Genomic DNA, 16956 nt, shown 5'->3' on the forward strand with positions numbered 1-16956 from the left:
GTCAATACATCAGGAAGCCGCCGCTGACGTTCACCGTCGCGCCGGTCATGTAATGCGCCATGCGCGAGGTGAGGAAAACGGTGGTGCCCACGTGATCCTCGGGCTGGCCAAGGCGTTTCAGCGGGATGCTGGCGCGCAGGGCGTCCAGGTCTTCCTCGGTGGTGTCCGGGGTCACCAGCATCGGCGTTTCCACCAGCCCCGGCGCGACCGCGTTGACACGGATGCCATGCGGCGCCCAGGACCGCGCCATGCCGCGGGTGAGGGTGGTCACCGCGCCCTTGGCGGCGTTGTAGACCACCGAGCCGCCGAAGCCGCCTGACATCCAGCCCTGCGATGTGTAGTTCACGATGCTGCCGTCGCGGCCATCCTCCACCAGCCGCCGCGCGAAGGCCTGGCTGACGAAGAACAGCGCCTTGATGTTGACGTCGTGCTGCAGGTCCCAATCCGCTTCGGTCACCGCGAACAGGTCGTCCGTGCGCTTGATGACCCCGGCGATGTTCACAAGATGGTCGGCCGGGCCAAGGCCTTGTTCGACCCGTGCGATCAGGTCGCCCATGGTGGCCACGTTGCGCAGGTCGCAGCCCAGGCCGATGTGACGGCCGGGCAGGGCATCGGCGATGGCTTGCGCGGTGGCTTCGTCGAGATCGACCACGGCGACGCGGGCCCCGGCCTCGGCAAAGCCTGCGCAGATGGCCACGCCGATGGCCCCGGCGCCGCCGGTGACGATGACGACCTGATCTTCCAGTCCGAACGAGAGATGTTGCATCACGGGCTGTCCTTGCGCGTCTTGCGCTGCTTGGGGGGTCATGTGCCGGTCGCGGCCTGCAGCGCCGCGCGCACGTTCTGCATGTGGTTCCGCATGGCCTTGGCTGCGGCATCCGCGTCCCCGGCATCCAGGGCCGACAGGATGGCGACGTGATCGGCGACCGACTGCAGGCGCACGGATTTGTCATGCAGGAACGCGCGGCGGCCCTGATCGCCAATCACCTGCAACAGCTTGCCGACCCGTTCCAGGTACATGTTGCCGGCGGCTTCGATCAGGATCTTGTGAAACTCCACATCGGTGTCGTGGAACAGCTCGGCATCATCCGGGGCGGCCTGCTGTGCGGCGACCATCTGGTGCATGCGGGTGCGCGCTTCGCTGCTGATCCGGGGGGCGGCCAGACGGGCGAGCAGGGGTTCGAATTCGATCCGCGCCTCGAACACCTCGGCCAGGTTCTGCTTGTTCAGCGATATGAACCAGTCCAGCGGGCTGAGCAGTTCGTCGGCATCCAGGGCCGTGACGAACGCCCCGCCGCCCTGCCGGATTTCCAGAACCCCGAGGATGGACAGCGCCCGCAGCGCCTCGCGCACGGTGGGGCGGCTGACATCGAATTGCGCCGACAGGTCCCGTTCGGGCGGAAGCTGGTCGCCGGGTTTCAGATAGCCGTCGCGGATCAGGTCCAGAAACCGGTCGATGACCTGTTCCGATACGGATTTGCGCTTGATTCGCAAGGGTTGCCGACCGGCGGTTGCCAGATCGACAGGGGAAGGCTTTTTGCTCACGGAGCGCTCCGTCATGGGGTTGCCTTGTCTGGTCGGGCGCCCGCCGGAGGCAGCAAGACGCAAAGATAAAATTGGTCAGGCCAATTAAGCCGTACGGGCCGGGCTGTCAACCGGGGAAGGACCGGTGGGACCGGTTTCGGCGAGGGAACCCGCACGCGGGAGGGGATTGCGCCACGCCAATCCCGGCCTTGTGGACAGTGCCCGCGCAGTCTGTCTAATCTGACCGGAAAGGGGCCGTGCAGGCGCCGCAGATCGTGCAGGGCAGGCCTCGCGTCATTTTTAGGGTCTGGGAGGGATCATCCCGTGAAAACCGTTCGTCGAATTCTGATTTCAGCCTTGTTGACCGCGAGCTGTGCAACGGCCGCCGGTGCCGATGACATGCGGACCGAGCAGCTTGTGTTTGCGGCGGGGACAACGGGCACAAAGGTGAGCGACAGACTGACCGGCCGCGAAACGGTGCTGTACCAGGTGGGCGCCGAAGCCGGCCAGACGATGACCGTATCCCTGACCACAGACAATGCGGCGGCCTATTTCAACGTCTATGCGCCGGGGGCAGGGCCGGGGGACGCAGCCCTTGCCGTTGGCTCTCTGATCGGGCCGATGATGCCGGATCTGAACCGGTTCGAAGGCGTTTTGCCGACCTCCGGCACCTATACGATCTCGGTCTACCTGTACCGGGCGGCGGCGCGGCGGGACGAGGTTGCCGCCTATACGCTGGATGTCGCGGTGACGGGTGCGACCGGCGCGGTGGTGCAGGGCGATTTTGCCGATGGACTGGCGGGCGGGCCGGATTTCTACCAGGTGGCCACCTCGGCGGGCGGACCCTTGAACCTGCGCGCCGGACCGTCGCACGGGGCCGCTGTCATGGTCGCGCTCCCAAACGGGACCAGCCTGCGCAATCTTGGCTGCCGCATGGCCGAGGGCCGCCGCTGGTGCCGCGTGGCAACACTGGCCGATCCCGGGAATGAGGGCTGGGCCGCAGGCGATTTCCTGGTCGAGGGCAGCGGGACGTCCGCGCCGGCCCCGATGCCCGCATCGGATGTCGCTGTCGGCGGAACCGATGAACAGCGCGTGCGCTTCGATCCGGGCGCGTCGGGCGCGGAACTGATCGGCACGCTGCCCCCAGGCGCCTCGCGCCGTTATGTACTGGGCGCAAAGGACGGTCAGTTCCTGTTTGTGCGGGTGGCCGGACAGGGGCCGGGCCTGTCCTATCAGATCTTCAACCCCGACCGCAGCTTCCTGCTGGACCAGATGTCGCCGGACAAGGAATACCGGGGCCAGCTTTGGCAGACCGGCGATCACGTGGTCGAAGTCATCAATCGCGGCAATGCCGCCGTGGGCTACAACGTGATCTTCGGCATCGAATGACAGGCGGCGCGGGCCAGACAGACGGGCCGCGCCGCCGCAAACTTCCAATCCCAACAAAGGAACACCCCCATGGGAAAACTCTTGATTGGCGTGATCATGCTGGTCGTCGGCCTCTTGATCGGAGCCTTCGTCGGTGCGCCGATGATGATCGGAACAGCAGCAGGTGTTGGCATTGCCACCGGGCTGAGTGCGGGGATCTGCACCACCGTTCAGGCTGCACAGGACGAAGGCTTGTTGAGCGCCGAGCAGGTGGATCAGGTGCTGACCCGCGCCGCCCGCAACATCGGCAGCGACAACAGTGTCGAGGGCGAAATCGTCGGAAGTGCGGCCCAATGCGAAGAGGTGCTGGCCAAGCTGAAAGAGGCGGCCGCGAAATAGGGACTTTGGACCCCTTGCGCATGGTTTGAATATAGCCGGGGGCGCCGACACGGCGGCCCCGGGGGTTACTCCGCCCCGGTGGGATGGCGCGCCATGAAGCGCCGGATGCTGGCTGCGTCCGGTTTCTGACCCGTGAAAATCTCGACATAGCCGGGCATCAGCGCAAGGCGCTGGTCCAGATCCTCGGTCACCTGCAGCGAGATATACCCGATCTGCGTATAGATCATGGTCAGCGCGCGCAGTTCGGCCTCGGTCCGGTCATAGCCGAACCGCAGGAACATCCCCACCATCGCTTCTTTCCGGCGCGCGTCGGCCTGGTCGAGCCGCTGTTGCAGGGCGGGATCGTTGCGCGCCCAGTTGCGGATCGCCAGATCCAGCCGCGAGTCGAACAGCCTGTTGTCCAGCCAGCAATCGAACAGGTTGAACACCGCCTCGCAGATGCTGGCGGCATAGGCTTCGCAGCGCGCGACCAGATTGCCGGTGTTGGTGTCTTCCCAGTGCCGGATCATCGCCTCCAGAAGCGCCTCGCGATCCTTGAAATGCCAGTAGAACCCGGTGCGGGTCAGACCCAGCCGCTTGGCCAGCGGCATGATCTTTACCGCCTCGACGCCGCTTTCGGTCAGCACGTCATAGGCGGCCTTCAGCCAGATCTCTTCGGAGGCGCGGGGGCGGGTGGGATCGGATGCTGTCATGCGGCGATTGTGGATTTACTTGACAGGTATGTCAAATACCTCAACACTTATGTCAATAATTCGAGTCGAAAGGCACCGGCGATGCGTGACGGGGAGGCGGTGAAACGCAGGTCAAGGCGGCGCGCGCGCGGTGGCAATGATGCGCCCCGCAGTGGCATTCCGGGCCAGAACCCGCATCTGGAAGTGCCCTACATCACGCGCGGCATCCCGCCCTATGACCTTCTGGGTGAGGACGCGCTGGTCCGGATCGAGGCCACCGCCGACCGCATCCTGGCCGAGATCGGGATCGAGTTTCGCGACGATCCGGAAACCGTGCGGCTGTTCCGCGACGCGGGCGGGCAGGTTAAGGATCTGGGCGCGGGGCGCTGCAACATCCGGTTTGAGCCGGGCCTGATCCGCGAGATCCTGCGCAGCGCGCCCGCGCGCTTCACTCAGCACGCGCGTAACCCGAAGAACTCGGTCGAGATTGGCGGCGACGCGGTGGTCTTTGCGCCCTCTTATGGGTCGCCCTTCGTCATGGATCTGGATCGCGGCCGCCGCTATGGCACGATCGAAGACTTTCGCAACTTCGTGAAACTGGCGCAGTCCAGCCCTTGGCTGCACCATTCCGGCGGCACCATCTGCGAGCCGACGGATATCGCCGTGAACAAGCGGCATCTGGACATGGTCTATGCCCATATCCGCTATTCGGACCGGGCGTTCCTAGGCTCAATCACCGCGCCCGAACGGGCCGAGGACAGCATCGAGATGTGCCGCATCCTGTTCGGCACCGGGTTCGTGGACCGCCATTGCGTCATCATGGGCAATTTCAACACGACCTCGCCGCTGGTGCTGGACGGGGTCACGACGCGCGGCATCCGGGCCTATGCGGGGGCCGGGCAGGGCTCGATCCACCTGCCGTTCCTGCTGGGCGGGGCGGTGTCGCCGCTGACCATGGCCGGATCGGTGGCGCAATGCCTGGCGGAAAGCATGACCTCCTGCGCGCTGACGCAACTGGTCCGCCCCGGCGCGCCGGCGGTGCTGGCCAGCTTTCTCAGTTCCATGTCACTGCGCTCGGGCTCACCCACGTTCGGCACGCCGGAACCGGCGCTGGGATCGCTGGTCATGGGGCAGTTGGCGCGGCGTCTGAACCTGCCGCTGCGCTGCGCGGGCAACTTCAGCACCTCGAAACTGCCCGACGCGCAGTCGATGCAGCAGGCGATGATGTCAATGCTGTCGGCGGTGCACTGCGGGGCCAATTACATCCTGCATTCGGCGGGGTTTCTGGATGGGCTGCTCAGCATGTCCTACGAGAAATTCATGCTGGATGCGGATCTGTGCGGCGCCTTGCACGCCTATCTGAAGGGGGTCGAGGTCAGTGACGACACGCTGGCCTTCGACGCGCTGGCCGAACACGGCCCCGGCGAGCATCTGTTTTCCACGGCCCACACCCTGCGCCACTACAAGACCGCTTATTGGGACAGCGCGCTGGACGACGCCCAGCCCTGGGAAACCTGGGATGAACAGGGCGGCGCCGACGCGGTCACACGGGCCAACCGGCGCTGGAAGGAAGTGCTGGCCGACTATGTGCCGCCCGCGCTGGATCCCGGCATCGATGACGGGCTGCAGGACTTCATGGCAAAGAAAAAGGCGTCGATGCCCGACGCGTGGTATTGAGGTTGCCCATGTCCAAGGATCCGTTGCTGCAACCCTATCGGCTCAAGCATCTGACCCTGAGAAACCGGATCATGACCACCAGTCACGAACCGGCGTACCCCGAGGATGGGATGCCCAAGGACCGCTACCGGGCCTATCACGAAGAACGGGCCAGGGCCGGTGTCGCGCTGACCATGACCGCCGGATCGGCGGCGGTGTCGAAGGACAGCCCGCCGGTGTTCAACAACATCCTCGCCTACAAGGATGAGGTGGTGCCGTGGATCCGCAACCTGACCGACGCCTGCCATGACCACGGCTGCGCGGTGATGATCCAACTGACACATCTGGGGCGGCGCACTGGCTGGAACAAGGGCGACTGGCTGCCGTCGGTATCGTCGTCCCGGCATCGCGAACCGGCGCATCGCGCCTTTCCCAAGCTGATCGAGGATTGGGACATCGACCGCATCCTTGGCGATTTCGCCGATGCCGCCGAGCGGATGCAGGCGGGCGGCATGGACGGGATCGAATTGCAGGCCTACGGCCATCTGCTGGACCAGTTCTGGTCACCGCTGACCAATGATCTGACCGGCCCTTACGGGGCGGACACGTTGGAAAACCGGCTGCGGTTCCCGCTGGGCGTTCTGGCGGCGGTGCGCAAACGCGTCGGCCCCGAGTTCATCGTCGGCTTCCGCTATACGGCGGATGAGGCGCAGACGGGCGGCATCACCGCCGAGGAGGGGATCGAGATCTCGAAACGGCTGGCCGCCACCGGGCAGGTGGATTTCCTCAACGTGATCCGGGGCCGCATTCACACCGATCCGGCAATGACCGATGTGATCCCGGTGCAGGGCATGAGGAACGCCCCGCATCTGGATTTCGCAGGTGCTGTACGCAAGGCCACCGGCATGCCCACTTTCCACGCCGCCAAGATCCCCGATGTGGCCACGGCGCGCCACGCGGTGGCGGCGGGCCTGCTGGATATGGTTGGCATGACGCGGGCGCATATGGCCGACCCGCATATCGTCCGCAAGATCGTCGAGGGCCGCGAAGAGGACATTCGCCCCTGCGTCGGCGCCACCTATTGTCTGGACCGGATCTATCAGGCGGGCGATGCGCTGTGCATGCACAACGCCGCGACGGGACGGGAACTGACCATGCCGCATGAGATCGCCCCGGTGTCCGTGCCCCGCAAGGTCGTGGTGATCGGCGCCGGTCCCGGCGGGCTGGAAGCGGCCCGCGTCGCCGCCGAGCGCGGCCATGACGTCACGGTTCTGGAAGCCGCCGCCGATCCGGGCGGGCAGGTGCGGCTGACCGCGCAATCGCCGCGCCGGCGCGAGATGATCTCGATCATCGACTGGCGCATGGCGCAATGCGCCGCGCGGGATGTTGCGTTCCGCTTCAACACCTGGGCCGAGGCCGCGGATGTGACCGCCTTGCAGCCGGATGTGGTGATCGTGGCCACCGGCGGTGTGCCCAACACGGGGCTGTTCGAAACGCGGGGGGATCCGGCCCATGTGGTCAGCACGTGGGACATCCTGTCGAGCGATGTGAAGCCCGCCGGGTCGGTGCTGATCTATGACGAAAGCGGCGACCATCCGGGGCTTCAGGCCGCCGAAATGGCGGCACTGGCGGGATCGACGGTCGAGGTGATGACCCCCGACCGGGTGTTTGCCCCTGACATCATGGCGATGAACCTGGTGCCCTACATGCGGGCGCTGCAGGACAAGGACGTGCGTTTCACCGTAGCGCGAAGACTGCTAGACGTGCAGCGCGACGGCAACAAGCTGACCGCCACCATCGGCACTGACTACAGCGATCACCGCTTTGATGCACAATACGATCAGGTGGTGGTGAACTATGGCACCCTGCCGCTGGAGGATCTGTATCTCGACCTGAAACCGCTGTCGTCGAACGGCGGGGCAGTGGACCACGATGCGCTTCTGCAGGGGCGACCGCAAAGCCTGTGCCGCAACCCGGAGGGCCGGTTTCAACTGTTCCGCATCGGCGACGCGGTCAGCGCCCGCAACACCCACGCCGCGATCTACGACGCGCTGCGGCTGGTCAAGGACATCTAGCCGTCGGGATCCGCCAGGCCGCGGCAACCTTGTGCGAAACCGGTCCCGGTGAGCCTCCTGCAAGGCCCGCGCTCGGGTCACCCCTTCCTGCCCGGTGGCGGAAATCCCGCGATGGCCTCGTTCATCGCCGGCGTGGTGATCAGTCGCTGACGGCGCTGCGGGCGGTGCAGGACGGCGCGGGCGAGCATCAGCTTGAAGTTGTCGCGGTCGCTTGCCAGCGGCTGCACGTCTTCGACGCAAGAACGGTCGCGCGCTTCGGCGGGCGTAGACCCTTCGGCAGGGGATGAAGGAGTCCGGTCCCCACCAGGAGGACATCCAATGCAACGATCCCTCAAGGCCAGACTTCTGGCCAGTGTGATGGCGCTGCCGTCGCGGGCCGATGAGGTCACGTTGACCATGTGGCAGAATCACCCCGAATGGCACGACCGCGTGACGGTCATTCTGGATGCCAGCGAGGCGCCGGATCTGGTCGGTCTGCCCGCCGGCCCCAAACCCTTGCCGCGACCGAAGCGGGTAATGCGATGGAGCTGAGAGGACAGCCCGGCACCTCCCGCCTGGGCGACGCTGCCGCCGAAGCCATCACCCGGAACGGCGCGATCTGGGGGGCGATCCCGGGCACCCGATTGTTGGGGCTCTCCTATCACCGCGACATCTTCGAAAAGCCGGTCATGTCCCCGCCGTCCGATCAGCCCGAGTTCACCGCGCTGACGGTCCCGACCTTCATCGGGACGTTCCGCACCTTCGACGTGGTCTATGTGCAGACCAGGCCGCCGGCTGCGCCGATTTTCGCGACCGATGTTCTGGGCAGGTTGATCTATCGGACCGGGTTCGGTGGGTCGCCGGGTGGTTCCACGGCCACACTGAAAACCGCCCTTACGCGGGGCTGAAGATGCGCTGGCTACGCGCATACATCGCAGCTCAAATCGCAACCGCCTGAGTGTCCGGTGAAACCGGGGCAAGATCAGGACGGCGAAGCCGCGCCCCGGATCCGAGGGCGTAAGGCACTACGCCCCCAGCCCCGCGCCCGTAAAACCGTTGCCAAAATTAACCTTGCCCCGTAGCGTTTGAGGTTAGGGGAGACACAGCTTGAAGAGTTTTGGGCCCAGTTACCGGCAAGGCAAGCGCCCGTTTCCCAGACCGGAAACATCGCTGTGTGAGTTTTTGCCCTGATGGAACGATTTTTTTTCAAGAAAGTTGAGCTCTGGTTTGTTCTGCTTCTGCTCCTGCTTGCCGCAATTGGCGCGATCGTGTTCGGCGCCGCGGTCCGCAACGAGATGCTGGGACACAACCGGTTCGGAGCCTTCGGAAAAGTCGCCTACCAGCTTGCTTCGACACCCGCCGAGCTTCAGGACGTGTTGAGCGCGCAGGAAGACAACTGGATGTCGGTCCGGGATCCGCATCGCTTCAAGGGTCGGGCGGGCTGGAACTTCGACCAGTCGACCCCGGAAGAACGGCCCGACGGCTTCGTCCTGCTCAGCCGTTATGACCGCTCGGTCGAACGCCATGTGGTGGAACTGGTGGATCTGAAATCCGGCACCACCGAACACCGGCTGGTGACCCGCCCGGAAGAGTTCTTCGCCGGCTGGACACCGGAAATCGAGAACGACATCGCAACCGCGCATATCCCCAAGCGGTTCCGCGCCATCCATCCCTATATGCTCGATAACGGCGACGTGCTCATCAAGGATCATCACTCTCCGCTGGTGCGCCTGAGCCCTTGCGGCGATCTGGTCTGGCGCAGCAAGCGCGGCTACTATCACCACGCGCTCGAGCGCGGGCCGGATGGGCATTTCTGGCTGCCCGACAAGCTGCCGCTGGAAGCGGACTACAAGGTCAACGACAGCTTCAGCAATGTGGCCATCGCGCAGATCAGCGCAGACGGAGAAGTCCTTTACAGCCGTTCCATCGGTGATGTCCTGCTTGAGCACGGCCACGAGCATCTGGTCTTCGAGGTGAGCAAGAACAACGACAACCCGATGCATCTGAACGATGTGCAGCCTGTATTCGAGGACGGACCCTACTGGAAGCGCGGGGATGTGTTCCTCAGCTTCCGGGAGTCCTCGGTGGTGATGCAGTTCCGCCCCGAAACCGACGAGATCATCTGGCTGCGTCAGGGTCCGTGGCGGGCGCAGCACGATGTGGATATCGTGGACGACCACACCATTGCCATCTTCAACAACGATGTGATCAACACCTCCGGCCGCGCCCATGTGCGCGATGCCAACAAGATCAGCTACTACGATTTCGAGACTGACAGCGTCAGCGGCCCGCATGATCAGGCGCTGGCCGAGCACGAGGTGAAAGCCCTGTTCGGCGGGTTGTTCGAACGTCTGCCGGGCGGCTTCGTGATGGTCGAGGAAACCTCGCAGGGGCGGCTGGTGGTCCTGGATCCCGAGGGGCAAGTGGTGGTCGAATATGTCAACCGGGCCGAGGATGGTCTGGTCTATTTCCTGGGCTGGACCCGCTACATGAGCCGCGCCGATGGCGCGCGCGCTGTCGCGGCGATCCGGGCCGCCGATTGCCAGGGATGACACCGGGCTGACGCGGGGCTGGGCAAGCGCATGCGCCCGCTTTAGGGTCCCGCATCGGATTTTCGCAGGGGATTTGACAGGATGGCTTTTGTACGGGCGTCGCGCGATTGGCGCCGGATGCGCGGCCCGCGGGGATGAGGCTTGCGATTGCACTCAGCGGCGGGGGTGCTGCGGGGATCGGGCATGTGCCGGTGCTGGAAGTCGTGGACGAGTTGGGCCTGCGTCCCATCGCGATTTCCGGAACCTCGATGGGCGCACTGATCGGGGCAGGCTATGCCGCCGGGATGACCGGACGCGATATCCGGGCGTGGATTTTGAGCATCGCCGAGAACCCGGCGCGCGAGATGAAGCGGTTTCTGGCCTCGCGGCCGGGCCGGTTTCCGTTCGTGCCCGGCGCGCTGAACGCGCATCACGCCGTCCAGATCGCGCTGCCGCCGACCATGCCCGAACGGTTTGAATCGCTCGGGATCCCTTTCACGGCGGTGGCCACGGATTTTCATGCCCGTGAAACGGTGTTCCTGCGCAAGGGGCCTTTGAAGCCGGCGCTGGCCGCGTCGATCGCGATCCCCGGCGTGTTCCGGCCCTCGTTGCTGGAGGGGCGCGTGCTGATGGACGGAGGTGTGACCAACAACCTGCCGTTGGATGCATTGCCGGAAGCGGATCTGGTTCTTGCGGTGGACGTGGCCAGCGTTGCGGCCCGCGAAAGCACCGAGGTTCCCGGTCCCATGGAGGCTGCGGTCGGGGCGATGCGGATCATGATGCACCGCATGCTGAAGCAACAACTCGAAGACCGGCCCGGCGCCCTGTTGATCGAGCCGAAGGCGAGCGCCTTCCCGCCGCTGGCGTTCCGCAAGGCCGCCGAGATACTTGAAGTTGCAAGTGCCGACAAGGACGCGATGAAGCGGGCGCTGGAACGAGCGATGTCGTGATCCCACAAGGGGGCGGTCGCTGTTTTGGGGCCATCCGCCTCACCGCCTAGGACGGTGCCGGACCCTGTACCTGCCCTGGGTCCGGTCGACGGGGGGGCGCTGCCAAGGCTGCTATTGCAAGGCTTCCGCACCGGCGGGCGAGACGATCAGGCGGCGGGCGTTGCGGGTGTGCATTGTGCTTTCGATATGAAACTCCAGCATCCGTTGCAGTAGGGCCTGTTTGACCTCGGCCGCGCCGGGATCATCCCACAGGTTCTTCGTTTCACCGGCCGCGCTGGTCAGGTCGAAAAGCTGCCCCTCGTCACTGTTTCGAAAGTGTACCAGCTTGTGCGTCGGCGAGCGGACCATGGTCAGGAAGCTCGCACCGGTCATGTTCACATCGCCCGCCTGCTCGCAGAACACGTGATCGCGCCCGGCGAAAGTCTCCCCCTGCAATGCGGGATTGAGTGAGATCGCCTCATAGGTCGGGTCCGGTGTCACCCCCGCCCATTCCAGAATGGTGGGCCCGAGATCGAAAAGCTGCACAAGGGCATCCACCTGTCCGGCCTTGAAACGGTTCGGTGCGGAAATGATCAGGGGGACGCGGGTGACCTCTTCGTAGGGGGCCCATTTCTGGACCAGGCCATGATCGCCCAGATTGTCTCCGTGATCCGACGTGAAGATGACAATCGTGTTGTCCATGTTTCCACGCGCCTCCAGCCTGTCCAGAATGCGGCCGACTTGCGTGTCGATCATTTCGACATTGGCATAGTAATAGGCCCGCATCCTGTGCAATTCCTCGGGCGTGGGGTCAAGCTTCCAGGCGACACTGTCGTGATCTACATCCACGTCATGCTGGCGCTTTTCGACCCAAGGGCCCGCGAGATCGGCCAGTTCCGCGTCGCTGACGTCGGGCACCGGCACATCGCGGTCCATGTATTTCTGCGCCAGCTCGGGCGTTGGGTCATAGGGCGGGTGCGGGCCGGGAAATCCGACCACCAGAAACAGCGGTTTTTCCACCGGTTTGGTCTCCAGCCACCAGCAGGCGGTATCGCCAACGAAGTTGTCCGATTGCAGCTTGGGCGCCAGATCCCATGTGAACGCCCCCAGTCGGTCGCGATAATCGTCGCGCTTGCGGTATTCTTCGCGTTGCTGCTTCTTCAGGCCGTGACTGGCAAGCGCCTTGTCCCATTCGTCGAAGAACCAGCGCCCCTCCATGTAGCGGTCCTTGTTCTCGACCACATAGCGTTCGTGAAAGCCCGCCTTGGCATCATATGGAATGGTGTGCATCTTGCCGATGTTGACACAGTGGTAGCCGGCATTGGCAAGGTCCGAGACCCAGGTCCTGCTCCACGGCTGGCCATTGGCAAGGACGCCGTTGGTATGGGGGTAATAGCCGGTGAACAGGCTGGCCCGGCAGGGCACGCACGACGGTGCCGTGACGTGGCATTGGCTGAAATTCACGCCCGTCCTGGCCAATCTGTCGATGTTCGGCGTGTCCATGTGCGACGCCCCGAGCGTGGCAATCGTGTCGTACCGCTGCTGATCGGTGATGATGAAGACAATGTCGGGAGCATCGGTCATGTCAGGCGTCACTTTCAAAGTTTCAGTTGGTAAAAGCGGTCCGCGAGCACATCGAGATGCGCCTGCATCGCTGTGCGCGCGGCATCGGGCAGGCCGCGTTCGATGGCGCGCAGGATGGTCCTGTGATCCTCGACCGAGCGTTGGCGGTTGGCCACGCTGCGGGTCTGGTCATACCAGAAGGCCCACATGTCGCTTTCGCGCATGCGCCACAGCTGCGTGACGATCCCGGCCAGCACGTCATTCCCGGCGGCCCCGGCAATCAGCGAATGGAACTGCGCATCGGCCGCGTCGAACCGCGCCACATCGTCGACGGTGGCCGCCATCTCGTCGATGGTGATGTGCATGGCGGCGATCTGGGGCTCGGTGACCTGTTGGGCCGCAAGGGCGGCGGTCTCTGCCTCGACAAGGCGGCGCGAGGCCAGCACATCCGAAGGAGAGGCGCCCTGGGGTTCGCCCGGATCGGATCGTGAGCGATGGGCAAGGTCCAGAACGAACACGCCGGACCCGACGCGGATCTCGATATAGCGCATGATTTCCAGTGCCAGCAGCGCCTCGCGGACGGTGGTCCGGCTGACATCCAGTGTCTGGGCCAATTCGCGTTCGGGGGGCAGGCGCTCGCCCGCGCGGTACCGGCCGCTTTCGATACCTGCCGCCAGTTGTCGGGCAATATCCAGATAGCGGCGGCTGCCCAATGGCAGGTCCAGCAGGTTCATGGGATATCCTTTCGCAGCGCGCCCCGCGCACCGATGCGGCGGGCGATGGCGGGCCAGGCAACCGTCAGAGCGGCCAACGCAAGGAAGACAAGTGCGTAGGGGCGGTACAGGATCTCGGTGAAATCGCCGTCCGACATCATCAGCGAGGCCCGAAGCTGTTCTTCGGCAATGGGGCTGAGCACGAAGCCGATCACGAAGGGCCCGAGCGGGACGCGGCAGTATTCCAGCCCCAGTCCGATGACCCCGAAGCCGATCATCACCCAGACGTCGGTGAAGCTGGAATTGACCGCATAGGAGCCGGTGACGCAGAACACCAGGATGCCCGCCATCAGTCCGGAGCGCGGCAGGCGGACGATCTGGGCGATATAGCGCACAAGCCCCCACATCAGCATCAGCATCAGCACATTGGCCACAAGGTAGGCCGCGATGATGCCATAGGCGATTTCCGGGGCGTTCTGGAACAGCAGCGGGCCGGGTTGCAGGTTGTGGATGGTCAGGGCGCCGATCAGGATGGCCTCGGTCACGCTGCCCGGAATACCCATGGTGATCAGCGGGATCAGGGCACCTCCGATGGCCGCGTTGTTGGCGCTTTCCGCGGCGATCACGCCGGGTTCGTGGCCGGTGCCGAATTTTTCGGGCTCGCGCGAAATCTGCTTCTCGGTCGAATAGGACACCAACGCGGCGATATTGCCGCCGATCCCTGGCAGCAGCCCGATCCAGGTGCCGATCACCGATCCGCGCAGCAGGCCCGGCGCATAGGCAATGTCGCGCCGGTAGATTGGCAGGTGGCGCTTTGGCAGTTCCATCTTGCCAATGTTCTGCGGCGTGGCGCTGTCGCGCAGGATCTGACTGATGGCAAACGCGCCGATCAGCACCGGCAGCAGGCCGAAGCCCGACAGCATGGCGTCGGACCCGAAGGTCAGGCGGGCCTGGCCGATCGAATTGTCGATGCCGGGCAGCGCGAAGGCCATGCCAAGTGCTGCCCCCAGCAACCCCTTGACGATCGAGCCTTGCGACAGCACCGCAAGCATCACCAGCGCCATGAGAACCAGGGTGAAATACTCCCACGGGCCGAACTTCAGGGCAAAGCGCGCCAGCGCGGGCGACATGCCGGCCAGAAACCCCCACGAGATGATCCCGCCGACGACGGAGGCCATGATCCCCAGCGCCAGCGCCCGTTCGGCGCGGCCGCTTTGCGCCATCGGATAGCCGTCGAAGGTCGTCACGATAGAGGCAGGGGTTCCCGGCATCCGCAGCAGGATCGCCATGATCAGCCCGCCCGAAATACCGCCGACGTATTCCCCGATCAGCAGGGTCACGGCGCTGACCGGTTCCATGTTGAAGGTCAATGGCAGCGTCAGGGCGATCAGCATGGTGGCGGTCAGGCCGGGGATGGCACCAACCACGATGCCAAGCGACGTGCCGATGAACAGGAACAGCAGGTTCGTCGGCGCGAACAGAAGAAGAAACGCGTCAATCATGGGTCAGCCGATCCGCACGTAGAGGAAACGCTCCAGCACAACGGAAATGCCCCCGGCCAGGATCAGGCCCAAAACCGCGAAGGCGGCAAGATTGCGCCAACTGCGGGCCCCGATGGACAGACCGGTGGCGGTGACGAACAGGGGCGTGGCGACAAGAAAGGGCACGCGCAGCACGTCCAGCATAAAGGCATAGATGATGAGCGCGGCCAGCACGAGGGCACCGCGTTTCGGGTCCGCTTTCGGGACGGTTGCCTTGGCTGTGGGCGCGGGCTTGCCGTTGCTTGCGCGCCGGATCGCGGTGATGGCGATGATCGCGGCAAAGAGGAAAAGGATGCTGCCGAGAATGCGGGGCAGGGCGGCAGAGCCAAGGGGCTCGAACCGCGGCGGCGGCAGGGACGCCGCGCCGACCAGCAGCACGGCAGCCCCGGAGAAGGTTAGACCCGCAAGCGCAAGGTCGGCCAATGTCGCCCGTGTTCTGTCGTCCATGCCTGCGCGTCCTGTTGTGAATATCCGAAAGGGCGGGCCGAAGGGGCCCGCCCTGCTGATCAGTTGATGGTCGCGGCCACGGCAGAGAGCGCCTCAAGTTGCTTTTGCGCGTCCTCGAAAGCTTCATCGCCCGGTGTCCAATAGGGCTGAAGCGTGTTGTTGTTGAAATACTCCACGATGTCCGGATCGTTGATCACGGTCTCCAGCGCCTCGGCAAGGATGGCGATATTCTCATCCGGCGTCGATGCCGGGGCGAGCCACCAGTTGGGGTTGGCCCAGGACACGTCATAGCCAAGCTCCAGCGCGGTGGGCACATCGGGCAGGGCCGGCAGGCGTTCCTTGCCGAAGTAGACCAGCGGTCTGAGCCCTTCGCCTTGGGCCAGGTATTCGGACGCGGCGAACAGCGCGATATCGGCGTTACCGCCGAGAATGAGGCGCAGGCGGTCGGCGCCGGAGTTGGCGGTGACATAGCGGGTCTCAAACCCACCTTCGCTAGCCAGCATGGCGCCGACGAAATGCGGGATCGTGCCGATGCCAACAGCCTCGACCAGGCTGCGGGGGTTGGCCTTAAGGTGCGCGATCAGCTCGTCGAGGGTCTGGAACTCGCTGTCGGCACTGACCACCCAGACCGGGCTGCCGCCGCCGGTGTAGCCGATGGCCTTGAAGTCATCGAGGGAGAAGTCGCCCAGGTTCATCGCCATGGCGATCAGCGCCTGGTGATGCCAGTGGATGATGGTGTGACCGTCGTCATCGCCGCGTTGCATGCGGTTCACCGCATTTGCACCTGCGCCACCATCGGCATTCACCACGACAAAGGGTTGCGGCAGCAGGCCGTCCTCCTGGATCTTCTCTCCCACCAGTCGTGCGACCGTGTCGGTCCGGCCACCTGGCTTGAAGGGCACGATGACTTCGACGGGCTTTGCAGGGAACTCCTGCGCTCCCGCATTGGTTAGACCAATTGGACCAACCGGAGACAGTAGCGCGGCCGCGCCGAGGGCCATGCTGGCAACAGCCCTGCGAATAAAGCAGTTCATTTGGTGTCCTCCCAGGAGTTTATGGTGTTCTTCTTGGTATTGGACCAACCAATATGGCAGATACGCCATATTGTCTAGACCAATCCGGATTTGCACAGAATGTCACTGCCTTGGGGCTTGAGACTTGGGACGCAGGGGGGCAAAACGCTCACCGACGCCGTGACCTTGCTTGTCATAGATGTCGTTCGAAAGGGCGGAGGCGGTTCGGATGTGGGCCAGATAAACCATGTCCTGCCGTTGGCGTGTCAATGATCGTTCAAAACTGGCCCGGTTTCGGCGATTGAACTTGACCCGCGCCTTGTGGCGCGAAGCGCCCGGGCGGTCGGCTCTTCAAATGGCGAGTCCGTCTGGGGGCTTTGCTTGCACGGCGTTCATGTTTTTCTGCGGCGCTTGCTCTGTGCGAACCGGTGTGACGTGTTGCCTGTCTCGATGATTGCGCAGGGATGGGCTGCGCGATCCGGAAGCGCGGTTGTCATCCTGGCGTCACCGAAGACCGAGACCCGTTCGCCGGACTCCAGGGTCATCG

General features: G+C 64.5%; 18 protein-coding genes. 8 read left to right on the forward strand and 10 right to left on the reverse strand.

Annotated elements, in window-relative coordinates; genetic code table 11:
• Window position 1 precedes the first annotated feature (1 nt).
• Both AB0T83_RS10825 and AB0T83_RS10830 read right to left on the reverse strand, forming a co-directional pair.
• Window positions 2-766 (reverse strand): SDR family NAD(P)-dependent oxidoreductase, encoded by a 765-nt coding sequence (locus tag AB0T83_RS10825; RefSeq protein ID WP_366193046.1) that lies wholly within the window; start codon window positions 764-766, stop codon window positions 2-4.
• A 38-nt stretch (window positions 767-804) separates the two neighbouring features.
• Window positions 805-1545: a FadR/GntR family transcriptional regulator gene (locus AB0T83_RS10830; protein ID WP_366193047.1), complete on the reverse strand. Its 741-nt coding sequence runs from the start codon at window positions 1543-1545 to the stop codon at window positions 805-807.
• A gap of 426 nt (window positions 1546-1971) precedes the next feature.
• On the opposite strand from AB0T83_RS10830, the gene AB0T83_RS10835 reads away from it, so the two are divergent.
• Window positions 1972-2913, forward strand: a complete 942-nt coding sequence (locus tag AB0T83_RS10835; protein WP_366193048.1) for an SH3 domain-containing protein — start codon at window positions 1972-1974, stop codon at window positions 2911-2913.
• A 69-nt stretch (window positions 2914-2982) separates the two neighbouring features.
• Window positions 2983-3291 carry a hypothetical protein gene (locus AB0T83_RS10840; RefSeq protein ID WP_366193049.1) on the forward strand — a complete coding sequence of 103 codons (309 nt, stop codon included), beginning with the start codon at window positions 2983-2985 and terminating at the stop codon, window positions 3289-3291.
• Window positions 3292-3356: 65 nt separating this feature from the next.
• On the opposite strand, the gene AB0T83_RS10845 is transcribed toward AB0T83_RS10840, so the two are convergent.
• Window positions 3357-3983: a TetR/AcrR family transcriptional regulator gene (locus tag AB0T83_RS10845; RefSeq protein WP_366193050.1), complete on the reverse strand. Its 627-nt coding sequence runs from the start codon at window positions 3981-3983 to the stop codon at window positions 3357-3359.
• 81 nt (window positions 3984-4064) lie between these two features.
• Here AB0T83_RS10845 and AB0T83_RS10850 point away from each other — a divergent pair, with 81 nt between their 5' ends.
• Window positions 4065-5639 (forward strand): trimethylamine methyltransferase family protein, encoded by a 1575-nt coding sequence (locus AB0T83_RS10850; RefSeq protein ID WP_366193052.1) that lies wholly within the window; start codon window positions 4065-4067, stop codon window positions 5637-5639.
• An 8-nt stretch (window positions 5640-5647) separates the two neighbouring features.
• Entirely contained in the window at window positions 5648-7693 is a 2046-nt protein-coding gene (locus tag AB0T83_RS10855; RefSeq protein WP_366193053.1) for an oxidoreductase, read from the forward strand.
• A 77-nt stretch (window positions 7694-7770) separates the two neighbouring features.
• Here the strand turns inward: AB0T83_RS10855 and AB0T83_RS10860 are convergent, their stop codons facing one another.
• Window positions 7771-7920: a hypothetical protein gene (locus tag AB0T83_RS10860; protein ID WP_366193054.1), complete on the reverse strand. Its 150-nt coding sequence runs from the start codon at window positions 7918-7920 to the stop codon at window positions 7771-7773.
• Between the two features lie 91 nt (window positions 7921-8011).
• Here AB0T83_RS10860 and AB0T83_RS10865 point away from each other — a divergent pair, with 91 nt between their 5' ends.
• From AB0T83_RS10865 to AB0T83_RS10880, 4 genes are all read left to right on the forward strand, one after another.
• Window positions 8012-8224, forward strand: coding sequence for a hypothetical protein (locus tag AB0T83_RS10865; protein ID WP_366193055.1), 213 nt, complete (start codon window positions 8012-8014; stop codon window positions 8222-8224).
• Window positions 8215-8580 carry a hypothetical protein gene (locus AB0T83_RS10870; protein ID WP_366193056.1) on the forward strand — a complete coding sequence of 122 codons (366 nt, stop codon included), beginning with the start codon at window positions 8215-8217 and terminating at the stop codon, window positions 8578-8580. The genes AB0T83_RS10865 and AB0T83_RS10870 overlap by 10 nt, the downstream gene beginning before the upstream one ends.
• Window positions 8581-8862: 282 nt before the next feature.
• Window positions 8863-10224 (forward strand): arylsulfotransferase family protein, encoded by a 1362-nt coding sequence (locus AB0T83_RS10875; RefSeq protein WP_366193058.1) that lies wholly within the window; start codon window positions 8863-8865, stop codon window positions 10222-10224.
• Between the two features lie 134 nt (window positions 10225-10358).
• Entirely contained in the window at window positions 10359-11153 is a 795-nt protein-coding gene (locus AB0T83_RS10880; RefSeq protein WP_366193059.1) for a patatin-like phospholipase family protein, read from the forward strand.
• Between the two features lie 111 nt (window positions 11154-11264).
• Here AB0T83_RS10880 and AB0T83_RS10885 read toward each other — a convergent pair whose 3' ends face one another.
• The 6 genes from AB0T83_RS10885 to AB0T83_RS10910 all read right to left on the reverse strand — a co-directional run bounded on the left by AB0T83_RS10885 (window position 11265) and on the right by AB0T83_RS10910 (window position 16954).
• The gene (locus AB0T83_RS10885; RefSeq protein WP_366193060.1) at window positions 11265-12716 is read right to left on the reverse strand and encodes a sulfatase family protein; all 1452 of its coding nucleotides are present in this window, start codon (window positions 12714-12716) and stop codon (window positions 11265-11267) included.
• Window positions 12717-12730: 14 nt separating this feature from the next.
• Window positions 12731-13429: a FadR/GntR family transcriptional regulator gene (locus tag AB0T83_RS10890; protein WP_366193061.1), complete on the reverse strand. Its 699-nt coding sequence runs from the start codon at window positions 13427-13429 to the stop codon at window positions 12731-12733.
• A complete protein-coding gene (locus tag AB0T83_RS10895) occupies window positions 13426-14910 on the reverse strand; it encodes a tripartite tricarboxylate transporter permease (RefSeq protein ID WP_366193062.1) in 1485 nt (494 codons plus the stop codon). The genes AB0T83_RS10890 and AB0T83_RS10895 overlap by 4 nt, the downstream gene beginning before the upstream one ends.
• 3 nt (window positions 14911-14913) lie before the next feature.
• Complete coding sequence (locus AB0T83_RS10900) at window positions 14914-15396, reverse strand: tripartite tricarboxylate transporter TctB family protein (RefSeq protein ID WP_366193063.1); 483 nt, start codon at window positions 15394-15396, stop codon at window positions 14914-14916.
• A 59-nt stretch (window positions 15397-15455) separates the two neighbouring features.
• A complete protein-coding gene (locus AB0T83_RS10905) occupies window positions 15456-16298 on the reverse strand; it encodes a tripartite tricarboxylate transporter substrate binding protein (protein ID WP_366193064.1) in 843 nt (280 codons plus the stop codon).
• Window positions 16299-16801: 503 nt separating this feature from the next.
• Window positions 16802-16954, reverse strand: a complete 153-nt coding sequence (locus AB0T83_RS10910; RefSeq protein ID WP_366193068.1) for an ATP-binding protein — start codon at window positions 16952-16954, stop codon at window positions 16802-16804.
• Window positions 16955-16956: the final 2 nt, after the last annotated feature.

Source organism: Meridianimarinicoccus marinus (assembly GCF_040689105.1).
GTDB lineage: Bacteria > Pseudomonadota > Alphaproteobacteria > Rhodobacterales > Rhodobacteraceae > Meridianimarinicoccus > Meridianimarinicoccus marinus.